Origin of the sequence: Streptomyces venezuelae (assembly GCF_008642315.1) — a bacterium.
GTDB classification, from domain to species: Bacteria; Actinomycetota; Actinomycetes; order Streptomycetales; family Streptomycetaceae; genus Streptomyces; species Streptomyces venezuelae_D.
Window position 1 is genome coordinate 5,477,731 of record NZ_CP029192.1, and the last position, 15,560, is coordinate 5,493,290.

Sequence of the window (15,560 nt, forward strand, 5' to 3'; positions counted from 1 at the left end):
GGTATGCGCGAGGATCCGCATACCGATGTCTGCCGCGGCTGCCGTCGGCGCCCCCGCTCCGTATACCTAGCGGAGGGTCATCGTCCGGATGTGGCCGGCGAGTGTGGCTGCGGTGGGGCGGCCGTCCTCTCCGGTCACGTCACGTCACGTCACCGGTGCCTTCGCCCTCAGCACCGTGAGGAACTCCCGCATCCAGCCCGAGTGGTCCGGCCACGCGCGCGCCGAGACCAGCGTGCCGTCCACCACCGCCTCCGCGTCCTGGAACGTCGCGCCGGCTGTCTGCATGTCGATCTCCAGGGCGGGATACGCCGTGACCCTGCGGCCGCTCAGGCCGCCGATCGCCGCCGTGAGGAGCGGGCCGTGGCAGATCTGGGCCACCGGCTTGTCCGCGTCGAAGAACGACTTGAGGATCTTGCGCAGCTCCGGGTCGTTGCGCAGGTACTCGGGGGCCCGGCCGCCCGGGATCACCAGAGCGGCGTACTGGCCGGGATCGACCTCGGCGAAGGCGAGGTCCGCGGGCCAGGTGTACCCCGGCTTCTCCGTGTACGTGTCGAAGCCCGGCTCGAAGTCATGGACCACGAAGCGCAGGGTCTTGCGGGCCGGGGCCGCGATGTGGACGTCGTAACCCTCTTCGCGGAGCCGTTGGTAGGGGTAGAGGACTTCCAGTGACTCGGCTGCGTCGCCGGTCACTATCAGGATCTTGGCAGTCATTTCGATGCGCTCCCCTCGGAGGGCGGGGGCCGCCTGCGCGGACCCTCAGGGCCAACGTGCCCGCGCGGTGGCTCTTTGCCAAGAGGGGCATGAGGGTGGTGATGGCTGACGGCACTGTGCAGAGTGTCAAAGTTCGGGGCCCGCTTTTGTACACATACGGCTCATGACGGCTCCCCGGTCCGGAGCGATAGCCTTGACCCGTGATCAGCGCGATATCCCGCGGGGGCATAGGTGCCCCCGTCCTGCGCCCGGGGAGAACGGTGGACAACCGTGCCCGGGCGCTCGCTGACGCTTCCTCGCGGTGCGGCCGGACCGGCCGAGCGGGCCGGGCGGGCCATCTGTCAGTGGAACCGCTGAAAATGGCGGAAAGCTGTCCGCTCTTCCCTCACCGCGGCATAACGTCGAATCCGGCCGGAGACCCCGTGCCGCGGCGTTACGGCACATCACCTTCTACGTCACGCAACGGCGCGCGACAGGAGTCAGAGGACAATGCAGACCAAGCTGGACGAAGCCAAGGCCGAGCTGCTCGCGCGGGCCGCCCGGGTAGCTGAGAACAGCCCGGTCGGGGGGCGCCTACCGAGCGGTGCACCGACTGGGACGACGAGCGAGGCCACGCCGGATCAGGACACGGCTCTCGCGTTCCTCCAGCGCTACTACCTGCACACCGCCCCCGAGGACCTGGCGGACCGCGACCCGGTCGACGTCTTCGGAGCCGCCGTCTCCCACTACCGGCTCGCCGAGGACCGCCCCCAGGGGACGGCGAACGTGCGGGTCCACACCCCGACGGTCGAGGAGATCGGCTGGACCTGCAGCCACTCCGTCGTCGAGGTGGTCACCGACGACATGCCCTTCCTCGTCGACTCCGTCACCAATGAGCTGTCCCGCCAGGGCCGCGGCATCCACGTCGTCATCCACCCGCAGGTCGTGGTGCGTCGCGACGTGACCGGAAAGCTCCTGGAGGTGCTGAGCCGCGAGGCCGGTGCCGAGCTGCCGCACGACGCGCTCGTCGAGTCGTGGATCCACGTCGAGATGGACCGCGAGACCGACCGCGCGGACCTGAAGCAGATCACCGCCGATCTGCTGCGCATCCTCAGTGACGTACGGGAGACCGTCGAGGACTGGGAGAAGATGCGCGACGCCGCGCTGCGCATCGCCGACGAGCTGCCCGCCGAGCCCACCGCGGGCGACCTGCCCGACCAGGAGGTCGAGGAGGCCCGCGAGCTGCTGCGCTGGCTCGCCGACAACCACTTCACGTTCCTCGGCTTCCGTGAGTACAACCTCACGGAGGACGACTCCCTCGCCGCCGTCCCCGGCACCGGCCTCGGCATCCTGCGCGCCGACCCGCAGCACGACGGCGACGACCACCACCCGGTGAGCCCGTCCTTCAACCGGCTGCCCGCCGACGCGCGCGCGAAGGCCCGCGAGCACCGCCTCCTGGTGCTGACCAAGGCCAACAGCCGGGCCACCGTCCACCGGCCCAGCTACCTCGACTACGTCGGCGTGAAGAAGTTCGACGCCGAGGGGAACGTGGTCGGGGAGCGGCGCTTCCTCGGGCTCTTCTCGTCCGCCGCGTACACCGAGTCCGTGCGGCGCGTCCCCGTCATCCGCCGCAAGGTCGCCGAGGTGCTCAAGGGCGCGGGGTTCTCGGCCAACAGCCACGACGGCCGCGACCTGCTCCAGATCCTGGAGACCTACCCGCGCGACGAGCTCTTCCAGACGCCCGCCGATGAGCTGCGGTCCATCGTGACGAGTGTCCTCTATCTGCAGGAGCGGCGGCGGCTGCGGCTCTACCTGCGCAAGGACGAGTACGGGCGTTACTACTCCGCCCTCGTCTACCTGCCGCGCGACCGCTACACCACCGGCGTCCGCCTGCGGATCATCGACATCCTCAAGGAGGAGCTGAACGGCGCCAGCGTCGACTTCACCGCCTGGAACACGGAGTCGATCCTCTCCCGCATCCACTTCGTGGTCCGGGTGCCGAAGGGCGCCGAGGTCCCCGACCTCTCCGACGCCGACACCGACCGCATCGAGGCCCGGCTCGTCGACGCCGCCCGTTCCTGGGCCGACGGCTTCGCGGAGGCGCTGACCGCCGAGTGCGGCGAGGAGCGCGCCGCCGAGCTGCTTCGCCAGTACGGGGGTGCCTTCCCCGAGGGGTACAAGGCCGACCACACGCCGCGCGCCGCCGTCGCCGACCTCCAGCACCTGGAGCAGCTCACCCAGGGCGACAAGGACTTCGCGCTCTCCCTGTACGAGCCGGTGGGCGCCGCCCCCGGCGAGCGGCGCTTCAAGATCTACCGCGCGGGCGGCCAGGTCTCGCTCTCCGCGGTCCTGCCGGTGCTCCAGCGCCTCGGCGTCGAGGTCACCGACGAGCGTCCGTACGAACTGCGCTGCTCGGACCGGACGAACGCGTGGATCTACGACTTCGGGCTCCGGCTGCCCAAGTCGCAGAACGGCAACGGCGACTACCTCGGCGACGACGGCCGCGAGCGCTTCCAGGAGGCCTTCGCCGCCGCCTGGACCGGTGAGGCCGAGGTCGACGGGTTCAACTCGTTGGTGCTGCGGGCCGGACTCAACTGGCGTCAGGCGATGGTCCTGCGGGCCTACGCGAAGTACCTGCGCCAGGCCGGTGCCACGTTCAGCCAGGACTACATGGAGGACACCCTCCGCAACAACGTCCACACCACCCGGCTGCTCGTCTCGCTCTTCGAGGCGCGCATGTCGCCGGACCGCCAGCGGGCCGGGACCGAGCTGACCGACGGGCTCCTCGAGGAGCTGGACGGCGCCCTGGACCAGGTCGCGTCCCTGGACGAGGACAGGATCCTGCGGTCCTTCCTCACCGTCATCAAGGCGACGCTGCGCACGAACTTCTTCCAGGAGGCGGAGGGCGGCAAGTCCCACAACTACGTCTCCATGAAGTTCGACCCGCAGGCCATCCCCGACCTGCCCGCGCCCCGTCCCGCGTACGAGATCTGGGTGTACTCGCCCCGCGTCGAGGGCGTCCACCTGCGCTTCGGCAAGGTCGCGCGCGGCGGTCTGCGCTGGTCCGACCGGAAGGAAGACTTCCGGACCGAGATCCTGGGTCTCGTGAAGGCGCAGATGGTGAAGAACACCGTCATCGTGCCCGTCGGCGCCAAGGGCGGCTTCGTCGCCAAGCAGCTGCCCGACCCGTCCGTGGACCGCGACGCGTGGCTGGCCGAGGGCGTCGCCTGCTACAAGACGTTCATCTCCGCGCTGCTCGACATCACCGACAACCTGGTGGCCGGCGAGGTCGTGCCCCCGGCGGACGTCGTCCGGCACGACGAGGACGACACCTACCTCGTCGTCGCGGCCGACAAGGGCACGGCGACGTTCTCCGACATCGCCAACCAGGTCGCCGAGTCGTACAACTTCTGGCTGGGCGACGCCTTCGCCTCCGGCGGCAGCGCCGGGTACGACCACAAGGGCATGGGCATCACCGCCCGCGGCGCCTGGGAGTCCGTGAAGCGGCACTTCCGCGAACTCGGCTGCGACACCCAGTCCGAGGACTTCACCGTCGTCGGCGTCGGCGACATGTCCGGCGACGTGTTCGGCAACGGCATGCTGCTCTCCGAGCACATCCGCCTCGTCGCGGCCTTCGACCACCGGCACATCTTCATCGACCCGAAGCCGGACGCCGCCACCTCGTACGCCGAGCGCCGCCGCCTCTTCGAGCTGCCCCGCTCCTCCTGGGCCGACTACGACAAGGAGCTGCTCTCCGCGGGCGGCGGGATCTTCCCGCGCAGCGCCAAGGCGATCCAGCTCAACGCCCAGATCCGCGAGGCGCTCGGCATCGAGGGCAAGATCGCCAAGATGACCCCGGCCGACCTGATGAAGACCATCCTCCAGGCGCCGGTCGACCTGCTGTGGAACGGCGGCATCGGTACGTACGTGAAGTCGTCCGCCGAGTCGAACGCGGACGTCGGCGACAAGGCCAACGACGCGATCCGCGTGGACGGCCAGGACCTGCGCGTCAAGGTCGTCGGCGAGGGCGGCAACCTCGGTCTGACCCAGCTGGGCCGCATCGAGTTCGCGCGCTCCGGCGGCCGCATCAACACCGACGCCATCGACAACAGCGCGGGCGTGGACACCTCCGACCACGAGGTGAACATCAAGATCCTGCTCAACGCGGTCGTCGCCAACGGCGACATGACGGTCAAGCAGCGCAACAAGCTCCTCGCCGAGATGACCGACGAGGTCGGGCACCTGGTCCTGCGCAACAACTACGCGCAGAACACCGCCCTGGCCAACGCCGTCTTCCAGTCGCCGTCCCTGCTCCACGCCCACCAGCGGTTCATGCGCAGGCTCGGCAAGCAGGGCCACCTCGACCGCGGCCTGGAGTTCCTGCCCAACGACCGGCAGATCCGCGAGCTGCTCAACGGCAGCCGGGGCCTGTCCCAGCCCGAGCTCGCCGTGCTCCTCGCCTACACGAAGATCACGGCCGCGGACGAGCTGATCCAGACGACGCTGCCCGACGACCCGTACCTGCAGCGCCTGCTGCACGCGTACTTCCCGAAGGCGCTCCACGAGAGGTTCCCCGAGCAGATCGACGGCCACGCGCTGCGCCGCGAGATCGTCACCACGGTCCTCGTCAACGACACCGTCAACAGCGGCGGTTCGACCTTCCTGCACCGCCTGCGGGAGGAGACGGGCGCCTCGCTGGAGGAGATCGTGCGGGCGCAGATGGCGGCCCGTGAGATCTTCGGCCTCGGCGAGGTGTGGGACGAGGTCGAGGCGCTCGACAACGTCGTGGCCGCCGACGTCCAGACCCGCATCCGGCTCCACTCGCGGCGCCTGGTGGAGCGCGGCTCGCGCTGGCTGCTCAACAACCGCCCGCAGCCGCTTCAGCTCGCCGAGACCATCGGGTTCTTCAGCAAGGGCGTCACGGAGGTCTGGGACGAGCTGCCGCAGCTGCTCCGCGGCTCCGACCTGGAGTGGTACGAGGGCATCCGCGACGAGCTGACCGAGGTGGGCGTGCCGGAGGAGCTGGCGCGGCGCGTCGCCGGGTTCTCCTCCGCCTTCCCCGCGCTCGACATCGTCGCGGTCGCCGACCGGACCGGCAAGGAGCCGATGGCGGTCGCCGAGGTCTACTACGACCTCGCCGACCGGCTCCGCATCACGCAGCTCATGGACCGCATCATCGAGCTGCCGCGGGCCGACCGCTGGCAGTCCATGGCGCGCGCCTCCATCCGCGAGGACCTGTACGCGGCGCACGCGGCGCTGACGGCGGACGTCCTCGCGGCGGGCAACGGCCAGTCCACGCCGGAGCAGCGGTTCAAGGCGTGGGAGGAGAAGAACGCGCCGATCCTCAGCCGGGCGCGGTCGACGCTGGAGGAGATCCAGAGCTCGGACGCGTTCGACCTGGCGAACCTGTCGGTGGCGATGCGGACGATGCGGACGTTGCTGCGCACGCACTCGTAGTTTCTGGTAGGTGACACAGGGGCGCCCCGGGCCTTGTCTGGCCCGGGGCGCCCCTGTGTGTACCCCGGAGTGCCGGGTGGGCGGAATGGTTGCTTCCGGGGGCGCGGAACGGGTGATGACATTCCCCATGACTCGCCATATCTCATCAATTAAGACATTTGGTCTAAGGTGGGTGAGATTGTCTGATGGCGGTACGAGATCCGATGCACAGGGAAGGTCCGACGAGGCGATGACCGAAGCCATTCTGCTGGTCGGCGGGCAAGGCACCCGGCTGCGGCCGGTGACCGTCCACACGCCGAAGCCGATGGTCCCGGCGGCCGGTGTGCCCTTCCTCGCGCACCAGCTCGCCCGTCTCGCCGCCGCCGGCGTCGACCACGTCGTGATGGCCACCTGCTATCTCGCCGAGGTCTTCGAACCGCACTTCGGCGACGGATCGGCGTACGGCCTGGAACTGGAGTACGTCGTCGAGGACGAGCCCCTCGGCACGGGTGGCGCCATCCGCAACGCGGCGGCGCGGCTGCGGTGCGGGGACGTTGAACCTGTCCTGGTGTTCAACGGGGACATCCTCAGTGGGCTCGACATCCGCGACCTCGTCGACACGCACGTGCGCCGCGACGCCGACGTCACGCTCCATCTCGCCCGCGTCGACGACCCCCGCGCCTTCGGGCTCGTGCCGACCGACGACGACGGACGCGTCCTCGCGTTCACCGAGAAGCCGACGACGCCCGAGGAGATCGTCACGGACCAGATCAACGCGGGGGCGTACGTCTTCCGCAGGTCCGTGATCGACGAGATTCCGCGGGGGCGGGTGGTCTCGGTGGAGCGGGAGACCTTTCCCGCGCTGCTCGCGCGGGGCGCGTACCTGTACGGGAAGGTCGAGAACGCGTACTGGCTGGACCTGGGCCGCCCCGAGGCCCTCGTCCAGGCGTCGGCCGATCTCGTACGCGGAGTCATCGAGTCGTCCGCGCTGCCGGGGGAGCGGGGCGAGTCCCTCGTCCTGCCCGGCGCGGAGGTCGCCGGGGACGCCGTCCTCGCCGAGGGGACCGTCGTGGGCGCGGGGGCCCGGATCGGGGCGGGAGCGGTCGTGCACGGCTCGGTCGTGCTCGACGGCGCGGAGGTCGGTGCCGGGGCCGACGTCCGGCTGAGCCTGGTCGGTGCGGGCGCCCGCATCGGCCGACGCACCGTCCTGCACGGTGCGGTCGTGGGGGACGGGGCGCGAGTGGGGGCCGACAACGAACTGCGGACCGGGGCGCGGGTGTGGTGCGAGGCGGTGCTGCCGGATGCGGCGGTGCGGTTCTCGCCGGACGTTCCGGCGGACTCTCCTCGTACGGGTACCGGTGTCGTGCCGACAGGGGCTGGGGGCCGCGCCGGGGCTGTGCCGGCGGGATCGGCTCGTACCGGTGCCGGTGTCGTGTCGACGGGATCGGCCCGTACAGGCGGCGTGCCGACGAGGTCCCGTTCCCGTACCACCGGCGCCGCGCCGACCGGTTCCCGTGTGGACGCCGTACCGACCGAAGGGCTGTGAGCAGTGACCGTGAACCTCCCCGAGACCACTCCCGACGTCGCGCAGAACGACCCGTCCGAGAGCCTCGCCGCCCGGCTGCCCGAGGCGTGGGCCGCGACGCCGCTGACCGTCGTCATGCCCACGTACAACGAGGCGGGCAACCTGCCCGGCATGGCCGAGGCCCTCATGGCGCTCCCCCTGCCCGGCCTGCGCCTCCTCGTCGTCGACGACTCCAGCCCCGACGGCACCGGGCAGATCGCCGAACGCTTCGCCGAGCGGTACGGCAGCGCCCGCATGAGCGTCCTGCACCGCACCGAGAAGGACGGCCTCGGCCGCGCCTACGCCGCCGGCATGGCGCGGGCCGTCGCCGAGGGCGCGCACTACGTCCTCCAGATGGACGCCGACGGCAGCCACCCCGTGGAGAAGGCCGCCGAACTGCTCGGCGTCGCCCTCGCCACGGACGCGGGTGTCGTCATCGGCAGCCGGTACGTCCAGGGCGGCACGCTCTCCGACGCGTGGGGCGCCCACCGCAAACTGCTCTCGCGCTGGGCCAACGCCTACGCGGGCACGATCCTCGGCACCCGCGTCCGTGACATCACGGGCGGCTTCAACCTGTGGCGCGCCGACGCGCTGCGCGCGATCGACCTCGCGTCCGTGGACAGCGCGGGCTACAGCTTCCAGGTCGAGATGAAGTACCGGGCGCTGCGGCGCGGCTTCGACGTCATGGAGGTACCGATCCACTTCGAGGACCGCACGGTCGGCGAGTCGAAGATGAGCCTCATGGTGCAGCTGGAGTCGGTGGTCATGCCGTGGAAGCTGCGGCTGAACGCGGGTTCCGGTGAGCGTGGCCGCGGGGCGGGGGTGCGCGGATGAGCCCGTCGACCCTGCACGAGGCGCCGCACGCCGCGCCGCCCGGCCCGAGGGCGCCTGAGGCCGCTCCCGCGCCCGCGGCGTCCACGCCTTCGCCCCGGCTCACCGTCGCCCGGCTGCGCAGGCTGTTCCTGGAGCTCGTGAAGTTCGGGGTCGTCGGCGGCAGCGGCGTGGCCGTGAACCTGGTCGTCTTCAACCTCCTGCTGCACGGCATGTCCTCGGGCCCGATGACGGCGACGGTGCTGGCCAGCTGCGTGGCCATGGGCACGAACTACCTCGGCTTCCGCTTCTTCGCGTACCGCGACCGCGCCTCGCGCACGAAGCGGCAGATCGCGCTCTTCTTCGCCTTCAGCGGGATCGGCGTGGCGATGGAGAGCCTGCTGTTCTACGGGGCGTATCACGGTGCGGGCATGAGCGGACCGCTCGGCTCGAACGTCGCCAAGGCGCTGTCGATCGTCCTCGCCTCGGCGTTCCGCTTCCTGGTCTACCGGACGTGGGTCTTCCAGCACGATGCGCGTCGCTCCTAACGCGGTCATACGCCGGGCCGCCGCATGGGCGCCGGCGGCCCTCGTCTCGCTCCTCCTCGTCCTGCTCCTCCTCGTGATCGTCCGCCTGCCCTGGGCGGGCGACCTCGGCATCCACGCGGCGACGGTCGAACGCCTGCGCCACCACCTGGCCGACCCGGGCAACCCGTTGGTCGACGCGGACACGCCGAGCCCGTACTACTCCCCGTGGATGCTGCTCCTCGGCTGCCTGGCCAAGGCGACCGGGCTCGGCACGTTCGTGGTGCTGCGGGTGGCGGCGCTGGTGGGGCTGAGTCTGCTGGTGACGGGGGTGGTTCACCTAGTACGTACGTTCAGTGCGCGGCGGGCGGCGCCGGCTCTGGCGCTGTTCTGCCTGGTGCTGCTCTGGGGCCCGGCGCTGTTCAACTGGAGCGGGTTCCCGGGGCTCAACTCCCTCGCCCTGACGATCTCCTACCCCAGTACGTTCGCGCTGGGTCTCTCCTTCCACTTCTGGGCGCTGCTGCGGAAGGCGCTGCGGGGAGCGGGGGGTGGATGGCCGGCCTTCCTGGGCCTGGGCCTGCTCTGGGCGGTGATTCTCCTCAGTCACCAGTTCACGGGTGTCGTGGCGTCGTGCGGCGGCCTCGCGATGGTGCTCGGGGCGCGGCCGTGGCCGTCGCGGGTGACGCTGGTGCGGCTGGCGGGTGGCGTGACGCTGGGGGCGGTGGTGCTGGCCCTCTGGCCGTACTACTCCTTCTTCGGCCTCTTCGGGGTCGGCGGCCTGGAGCAGATCCACCGCTCGCTCTACCGTGACCTGCTTCCGCACTTCGGCCTGGCGTTGGTGGGGGTCGCGGCGCTGGTGCTGCGCTGGCGCCGCTTTCGCCGGGACCCGCTCGTCCTCTTCTTCCTCCTCGGCGCCGTGGTGTTCGCGGCGGGCGGCCTGACCGGCCACTACTCGTGGGGCAGGGTGCTGCCGGCGGTCCTGATCCCGGCTCAGCTGGCGGCGGCGCTCGAAGTCTTCGAGTTGGGGCGTAGCGGGGTGCGGCGCGTCTTCGCGGGGGTGCTGGGCGCGGCGCTGCTCGTCGGGGCGTGGACGCAGGCGGGGACGCTCGGGTATGTGGTGCCGCGCGATGCGTTGCCGGCGGGCGTCGCCGCCAAGTACCGGCCGCCGTGGCCGGGTTACCACTGGCTGACCCCGCGGGTGCGGTACGGCGACGTGGTGATGGCGAAGACGTTCCCGTCCCGCCAGATCCCGGCGTACGGCCCCTACACGGTGGCCCCCGGCTACCCGGACTTCTTCCTGCCGGACCAGGAGGAGCGGGTGACGGCGGTACGGGATTACTTTGCACCGGGCACGTCCCGCGCGGAACGGCTCGACATCCTGCGGAGGTACGGGGTGCGGTGGGTCGTGTCGTACCCCGGGGACGGCGGGCTGCGTCCCGACGACCCCGCGCTGCGGCGGGTGGCTACGGGGCCTAGGGGGCAGGTTCTGTTCGAGGTGGTGGGTGGTTGAGGGGTTACTCCGGTGTGAACTCGTACCGCATCTCGTAGAGGTGGCCGGCTTTGACCATGACCGTGACTTCGATCGGAACGTCGTCGTCACTGTGGACGACGCGCAGGGTGCGCAGCACAGGGAGGTCGCTCGGGAGTCGCAAGGCCTGGAACTGTTCCTGGGTGGGGACCCGCGCCGACACCCGGTCCACGCTCAGGCGTGGTGGGTATCCGAGCTCGGCGAGAAGGGACGGGGTACCACCCTTGATCTTCCGCTTGCCCGTGATGGCCGTGCCGCGGGCGATGCCCAACGGGTAGTAGGACTTCACCAGTTCCACCGGTTCGTCATCGATGGTGAGGATCTGCTGCCGGAGCAGCGCGGTCTCGTCGGCGGCGAGGTTCAGAGCGGCCGAGACGTCTGCCGGTGGCCGGACTTCCGCGACTTTCAGCAAGGTGCTGTGCGCTGCCGCTCCGTGCCTCGTGGCCTCGGTGAGCCAGCGGTAGGGCTCTCCCGGCGGGGCGGGTGCCATGTAGGACGCGGGGCGCATGGTCCGCTGGCGGTGCTCGCGCACGGTCACCGCGGCTCCGGCCCGTCCGATGACGAGCCCTTCCTCTTTGAGGAGTTGCAGTGCCTTCTGAATGGTGGCGTTGGACGCCTCGAACCGCTCCTTGAGCTGGTTGGTCGAAGGCAGCTTCGACCCCGGCACAAGGTCGCCGCTCATGATCTCGTAACGGAGCTGTTGGCGGTGCGCGGGCATGACCATCATGTCGGCCTGGATGGGACGGTCTCCGGCGTCCAGCGTGACCCTGTTCAGTCGGAGGACCGGCTCTGCCGGGTCCAGGTTCAGGGCTGTGCGCTCGTCGCCGTCGGGCATGCGTGCGGTCACGTCCTCGCGTACGTGTACGCCGATGTGGCCGAGCTCGGCGAGCAGCGTCACCGCGCCACCCCGGATCTTTTTCGTCTCGGCGAGGGGCGTGCCGCGCGCGATGGCGACGGGATCGTACGTTTCCGTCAACTCGCAGGGCTCTCCGTCGAGTTCGATGATCCGCCGCCGTACGACGACCGGGTCGCCGGGCGTGACGCGGAGGAGCTCCGCGACGGCCTCCGGGGCGGGGACCTCCCGGAGGCGGATGGCGGGCAACCTTGGTCGCCGTCGATGACGAGCTCGTTCGGGTCGAGGTCCGTGACAGTGGGTGTGGGCAACTGGAGGTGTTGATCAGGGCAAAACCGTGTGGCTGGTCTTCAAGGTCGTCTCTGCCCACTGAGATGAGCTGGGGAGGGGGCGGGCACGTGGCGGGTGGTGGTTCGTTCGTGCTCAGGCTCCACGTGGCGCCGCCCCCTCGCGGCAGGGGTCGGGCTACGGGCAGGTGACCAAGATGATGGAGACTGCCGTGCAGGTCACCGATGCCGTGTCGTTGGCGGGGGTGGGATCCGTCGGGGCCGAGGCGGTGCGTTGCGCTGTGACCTTGACCGGGCCCAGGGTCAGCAGGTGCAGGGGGACTCGGAAGGTCTTGGGTGTGGACGCGTTCGGCTGGATGGATCCGTATGTGCACGTCACCGTCGTGCCCGAGGTCGTGCAGCCCGGGGACAGGTTCGTCGCCCTCGCGCCCGTCGGGAGCTTCGCCGTCACCGTTGCCGATGTGGCCGTCGCGGGGCCCTTGTTGTCGGCCGACAAGGTGTACGTGAGGTACGGGACCAGGATGCTCAGGTGGGGCTTGGCCGTGAGGTTGACGTCTATGTCCGCCTGCGCGGCGGGCGGCGCCGCGGTGAACGCCATTCCGTACGGGCCCGTGAAGCCGGAGATCGTGTCGGTGACCGTGTTCGTTCCGGGGGCGATGACCGAGACCGTGTCTTCCTCGATGTTCGCCGCGTAGACCGCGGCGCCGGTCGGGTCCGCCTCGACCCTGACCGGGCCGTCGCCGACCGCGACGGTGGCCGTCACCGTACGGTTCGCCGTGTCGATCACCTTCACGTCGCCGCTGCTACGGTCCGCGACGTACGCCCTGCTCCCCGACGGGGCGAACGTGACGCTGTTCGGGGTGCCCCCGACCGGGATCGTGGCGGTCACCGTATTCGTGGCCGTGTCCAGGACCGAGACCGAGTCGGAGTTGTTGTTCGTGACGTAGGCGGTGGTGCCGGCGGGGTTGACCGCCACGCCCGCCGGGGCGGACCCGACCGGGATCGTGGCACTCACCGTGTTCGTCGCGGTGTCCACCACCGACACCGAGTTGTCGTTGTTGTTCGTGACGTAGGCCGTCGCTCCGGACGGGCTGATCGCCACGCCATTCGGTCCCTCCCCGACCTGGACCGTGGCGCTGACCGCGTTCGTCGCCGTGTCGATGACCGACACCGTCGTCCCGCCGCTGTTCGCCACGTACGCGCGCGACCCCGACGGAGTCACCGCCACGTTCAGGGGGTTGCTGCCGACCGGGACGGTCGCCGTCACCGCGTCGGTCTCCGTGTCGATCACCGAGACCGTGGCCTCGTCGAAGTTCGTCACGTAGGCCTGCTCGGCGGCGGGCGCGATCGCCACGCCCACGGGGCTGTTGCCGACCGTGATCGTGTCGGTGATGGCTTTCGTCTCCGTGTCGACCACCGAGACCGTGTCGCCGTGGAAGTTGGCCACGTAGGCCGAGGGGCCTGCGGCGGCCCGCGCGGGCGCGGGGAGCGCCACCACGCCCGCCAGGGCGAGCGCGCCACCGGCGGCCAGCGACGTGAGCCGCTGGAAGCGACGCCCGGAGGTTCTGGTGGGTCTGGTGGGTCTGGAGGGTGCGGGTGTCAACGGAACTCCCCCTTCAGCGAGTGCGCACGGACGGTGCCCGGCGACGTGACTGACCGGAATCTTCTCGCCCCCTCAACCACCCGGGGGCCGAAAGTCCACCGTTGTCCGAATGCGGTCAGAAGGTGGCCAAACGACGGCTTGACACCGCGACCGGAGGTAACTCCAGAGACTCCCGACCCGTCAGATATGGTGCCTAGCGCATCTTTTGCCTGGGTTATGGGGAGCGATTCGGCCGTGCATCCTGTGAGTGTCATGGTCGTCGACGATGACAAGCTGCTGCGGTACGGCCTCCAGCGCATCCTGGAGAGCTCCGGGAGCATCACCGTCTCCGCGGTGTGCGACGGCGCCGAAGCGCTGGAACAGGCGGCGCTCCACCGGCCCGACGTGGCGCTCGTCGACATCCAGATGCCGGACCTCGACGGGCTGAGCGTCCTGCGCGCCCTGCGCCGGCTCGACGCGCCGCCCGTGGTGGCGATGCTGACCGGGTTCGGGACCGACGGGAACGTGGCCGATGCGCTGGCCGCCGGTGCCGCCGGGTTCTTCCTCAAAGACGCCGCCGCACGCGAACTCGTACCCGGCGTGCTGCTGCTCGCGGCGGGCGGCAGCGCCCTCTCCTCGCGGGTCATGCGCTCGCTGCGCGCGACGCCCCCGCCACCGGGACCGGGGCGTGGGGCGGCTGCCGACCGCGCTCCCGGGCGCGGCGCGCTGACCGGCCGCGAGCGTGACGTACTCGACCTGCTCGCCACCGGGATGACGAACGCCCAGATCGCCGAGCGGCTGCTCCTGAGTCGCTCCACGGTGAAGGACCACGTCAGCTCCGTGCTCGCCAAGCTCGGCGCGAGCAACCGCATCCAGGCCGCGGTACTGGCGCGCTCGGCCGGATGACGCCGACGTGAGGTTCCGACTTCCGGGCCGGGCGGTGGACGCCGGGGTCGTCGCCGTGGCCGCGGCGGAGCTGGTGACCGTCCCCGACGGGGTCGGCCCCGCCGTCACCGCCTCCTACCTGCTGGCCGTGGCGGCGCTCGCGGTACGCCGACGGTGGCCACTCCCCGTCGTGCTCGCCGCGATCCCCGCCGCCGCGAGCGGCTACCTGTGGCTGGCGCCGATGTTCGCCCTCGGCACCGCCGCCGCAGCACTGCCCGGCCGCGCCGTCGCCTACGGGTGTGCCGCGGCGATGTTCCTGTCCGCCGCCGCCCCTTCCTCCCACGCCGAGGCGCGCGCCTGGAGCGCCCACGATTGGGCCACGGTCGGGCTGGGCCCCGCCCTGTTCAGCATCGGCCCCACCGTCCTCGGCAGGCTGGCCCGCACCCGGCGCGAACTCGCCGAACGCCTGGTGGAGCTGAACGCGGTCCGCGAGCAGGAACGCGCGCAGGCGGCGGCGAGCGCCATCGCCGCCGAACGGGCGCGGGTGGCGCGGGAGATGCACGACGTCGTCTCCCACCAGGTGAATCTGATCGCCATGGAGGCAGGCGTGCTCGCGCTGACGTCGCGGGACGACGAGGCGCGCGGGGCCGGGGAGCGCATCGGGGAGCTGAGCAGCAGGACGCTCGACGAACTGCGGGACATGCTGGGGGTCCTGCGCGCACCGACCGGCGGCGGCGGGGCGGGGGACGGACGGTCGGGAGGCGGTACGACGGCGGGGCTCGCCGAGCTGCCCGCCCTCGTGGCGGCCACCGGTCTCCCGGTGCGCACCGAGTATGTGTTGGCGACGTCGCCGCCGCCCTCGCCCGAGACGGAGCACGCCGTCTTCCGTACCGTGCAGGAGTGCCTGACCAACGCGGCCAAGCACGCGCCGGGCAGCGCCGTCGACATCGTGATCTCCGGCGGCGCTGCATCCGGCACCCTGACGGTCGAGGTCACCAACGGCCCGGCGAGCGGCGGCGCGTGGGCCCCGCCGACGGAGCGTGGGCGTCGCGCGTCCGCAGGGCACGGTCTGACCGGCCTGCGGGAACGGGCGGCCCTTCTGGGCGGCACGGTGCACACCGGCCGCACGGCGGACGGCGGCTTCACCGTCCAGGCCGAACTACCCTTCCTCGACGCCTCCGCCGTCCGGCGGACCGTCTCACCACCCCCGCCACCCGGCGGAGTTCCGGCCTCCCCCGCCACCTGTCTGAATGAACCGGACCAAGGTGAGATGTGCCCGGAAAAGGGGACATAGAGAGCTTGGGTGTGACCTTCAGGGAGCGATACGTTCATGCCGCCCCGCCCAAGGTCCAGACCAAGGCCGTGGGGAGGGCGCATTCACACCAGTCATCCGGTGGCCGT

The 15,560-nt window shown here is 70.9% G+C and carries 9 protein-coding genes and 1 pseudogene; 7 read left to right on the plus strand and 3 right to left on the minus strand.

Annotated elements, in window-relative coordinates; translation table 11 throughout:
* Window positions 1–144 precede the first annotated feature (144 nt).
* Window positions 145–711 (minus strand): DJ-1/PfpI family protein, encoded by a 567-nt coding sequence (locus DEJ48_RS24015; RefSeq protein WP_150218187.1) that lies wholly within the window; start codon window positions 709–711, stop codon window positions 145–147.
* 489 nt (window positions 712–1,200) lie between these two features.
* On the opposite strand from DEJ48_RS24015, the gene DEJ48_RS24020 reads away from it, so the two are divergent.
* The 5 genes and pseudogenes from DEJ48_RS24020 (at window position 1,201) to DEJ48_RS24040 (ending at window position 10,534) form a co-directional block, all read left to right on the plus strand.
* Complete coding sequence (locus tag DEJ48_RS24020) at window positions 1,201–6,147, plus strand: NAD-glutamate dehydrogenase (RefSeq protein WP_150218188.1); 4,947 nt, start codon at window positions 1,201–1,203, stop codon at window positions 6,145–6,147.
* 229 nt (window positions 6,148–6,376) lie between these two features.
* Window positions 6,377–7,453 (plus strand): annotated as a pseudogene (locus tag DEJ48_RS24025) (sugar phosphate nucleotidyltransferase); the annotation flags it as partial.
* 333 nt (window positions 7,454–7,786) lie between these two features.
* Window positions 7,787–8,524, plus strand: coding sequence for a polyprenol monophosphomannose synthase (locus DEJ48_RS24030; RefSeq protein WP_150221355.1), 738 nt, complete (start codon window positions 7,787–7,789; stop codon window positions 8,522–8,524).
* Complete coding sequence (locus tag DEJ48_RS24035; RefSeq protein ID WP_223832183.1) at window positions 8,521–9,048, plus strand: GtrA family protein; 528 nt, start codon at window positions 8,521–8,523, stop codon at window positions 9,046–9,048. The genes DEJ48_RS24030 and DEJ48_RS24035 overlap by 4 nt, the downstream gene beginning before the upstream one ends.
* Window positions 9,032–10,534, plus strand: coding sequence for a hypothetical protein (locus tag DEJ48_RS24040; RefSeq protein ID WP_190537551.1), 1,503 nt, complete (start codon window positions 9,032–9,034; stop codon window positions 10,532–10,534). The genes DEJ48_RS24035 and DEJ48_RS24040 overlap by 17 nt, the downstream gene beginning before the upstream one ends.
* A 4-nt stretch (window positions 10,535–10,538) precedes the next feature.
* On the opposite strand, the gene DEJ48_RS41100 is transcribed toward DEJ48_RS24040, so the two are convergent.
* Window positions 10,539–11,654 carry a GntR family transcriptional regulator gene (locus DEJ48_RS41100; RefSeq protein WP_150218192.1) on the minus strand — a complete coding sequence of 372 codons (1,116 nt, stop codon included), beginning with the start codon at window positions 11,652–11,654 and terminating at the stop codon, window positions 10,539–10,541.
* Between the two features lie 216 nt (window positions 11,655–11,870).
* On the minus strand, window positions 11,871–13,295 hold the full coding sequence (locus tag DEJ48_RS24050) for a YncE family protein (protein ID WP_223832184.1): 1,425 nt from the start codon (window positions 13,293–13,295) through the stop codon (window positions 11,871–11,873).
* A 252-nt stretch (window positions 13,296–13,547) separates the two neighbouring features.
* Between DEJ48_RS24050 and DEJ48_RS24055 the strand changes: the two genes are divergently transcribed.
* Window positions 13,548–14,180 (plus strand): response regulator transcription factor, encoded by a 633-nt coding sequence (locus DEJ48_RS24055; RefSeq protein ID WP_263399456.1) that lies wholly within the window; start codon window positions 13,548–13,550, stop codon window positions 14,178–14,180.
* Between the two features lie 7 nt (window positions 14,181–14,187).
* Window positions 14,188–15,453, plus strand: a complete 1,266-nt coding sequence (locus DEJ48_RS24060; protein WP_150218195.1) for a sensor histidine kinase — start codon at window positions 14,188–14,190, stop codon at window positions 15,451–15,453.
* The last annotated feature ends 107 nt before the right edge of the window (window positions 15,454–15,560 follow it).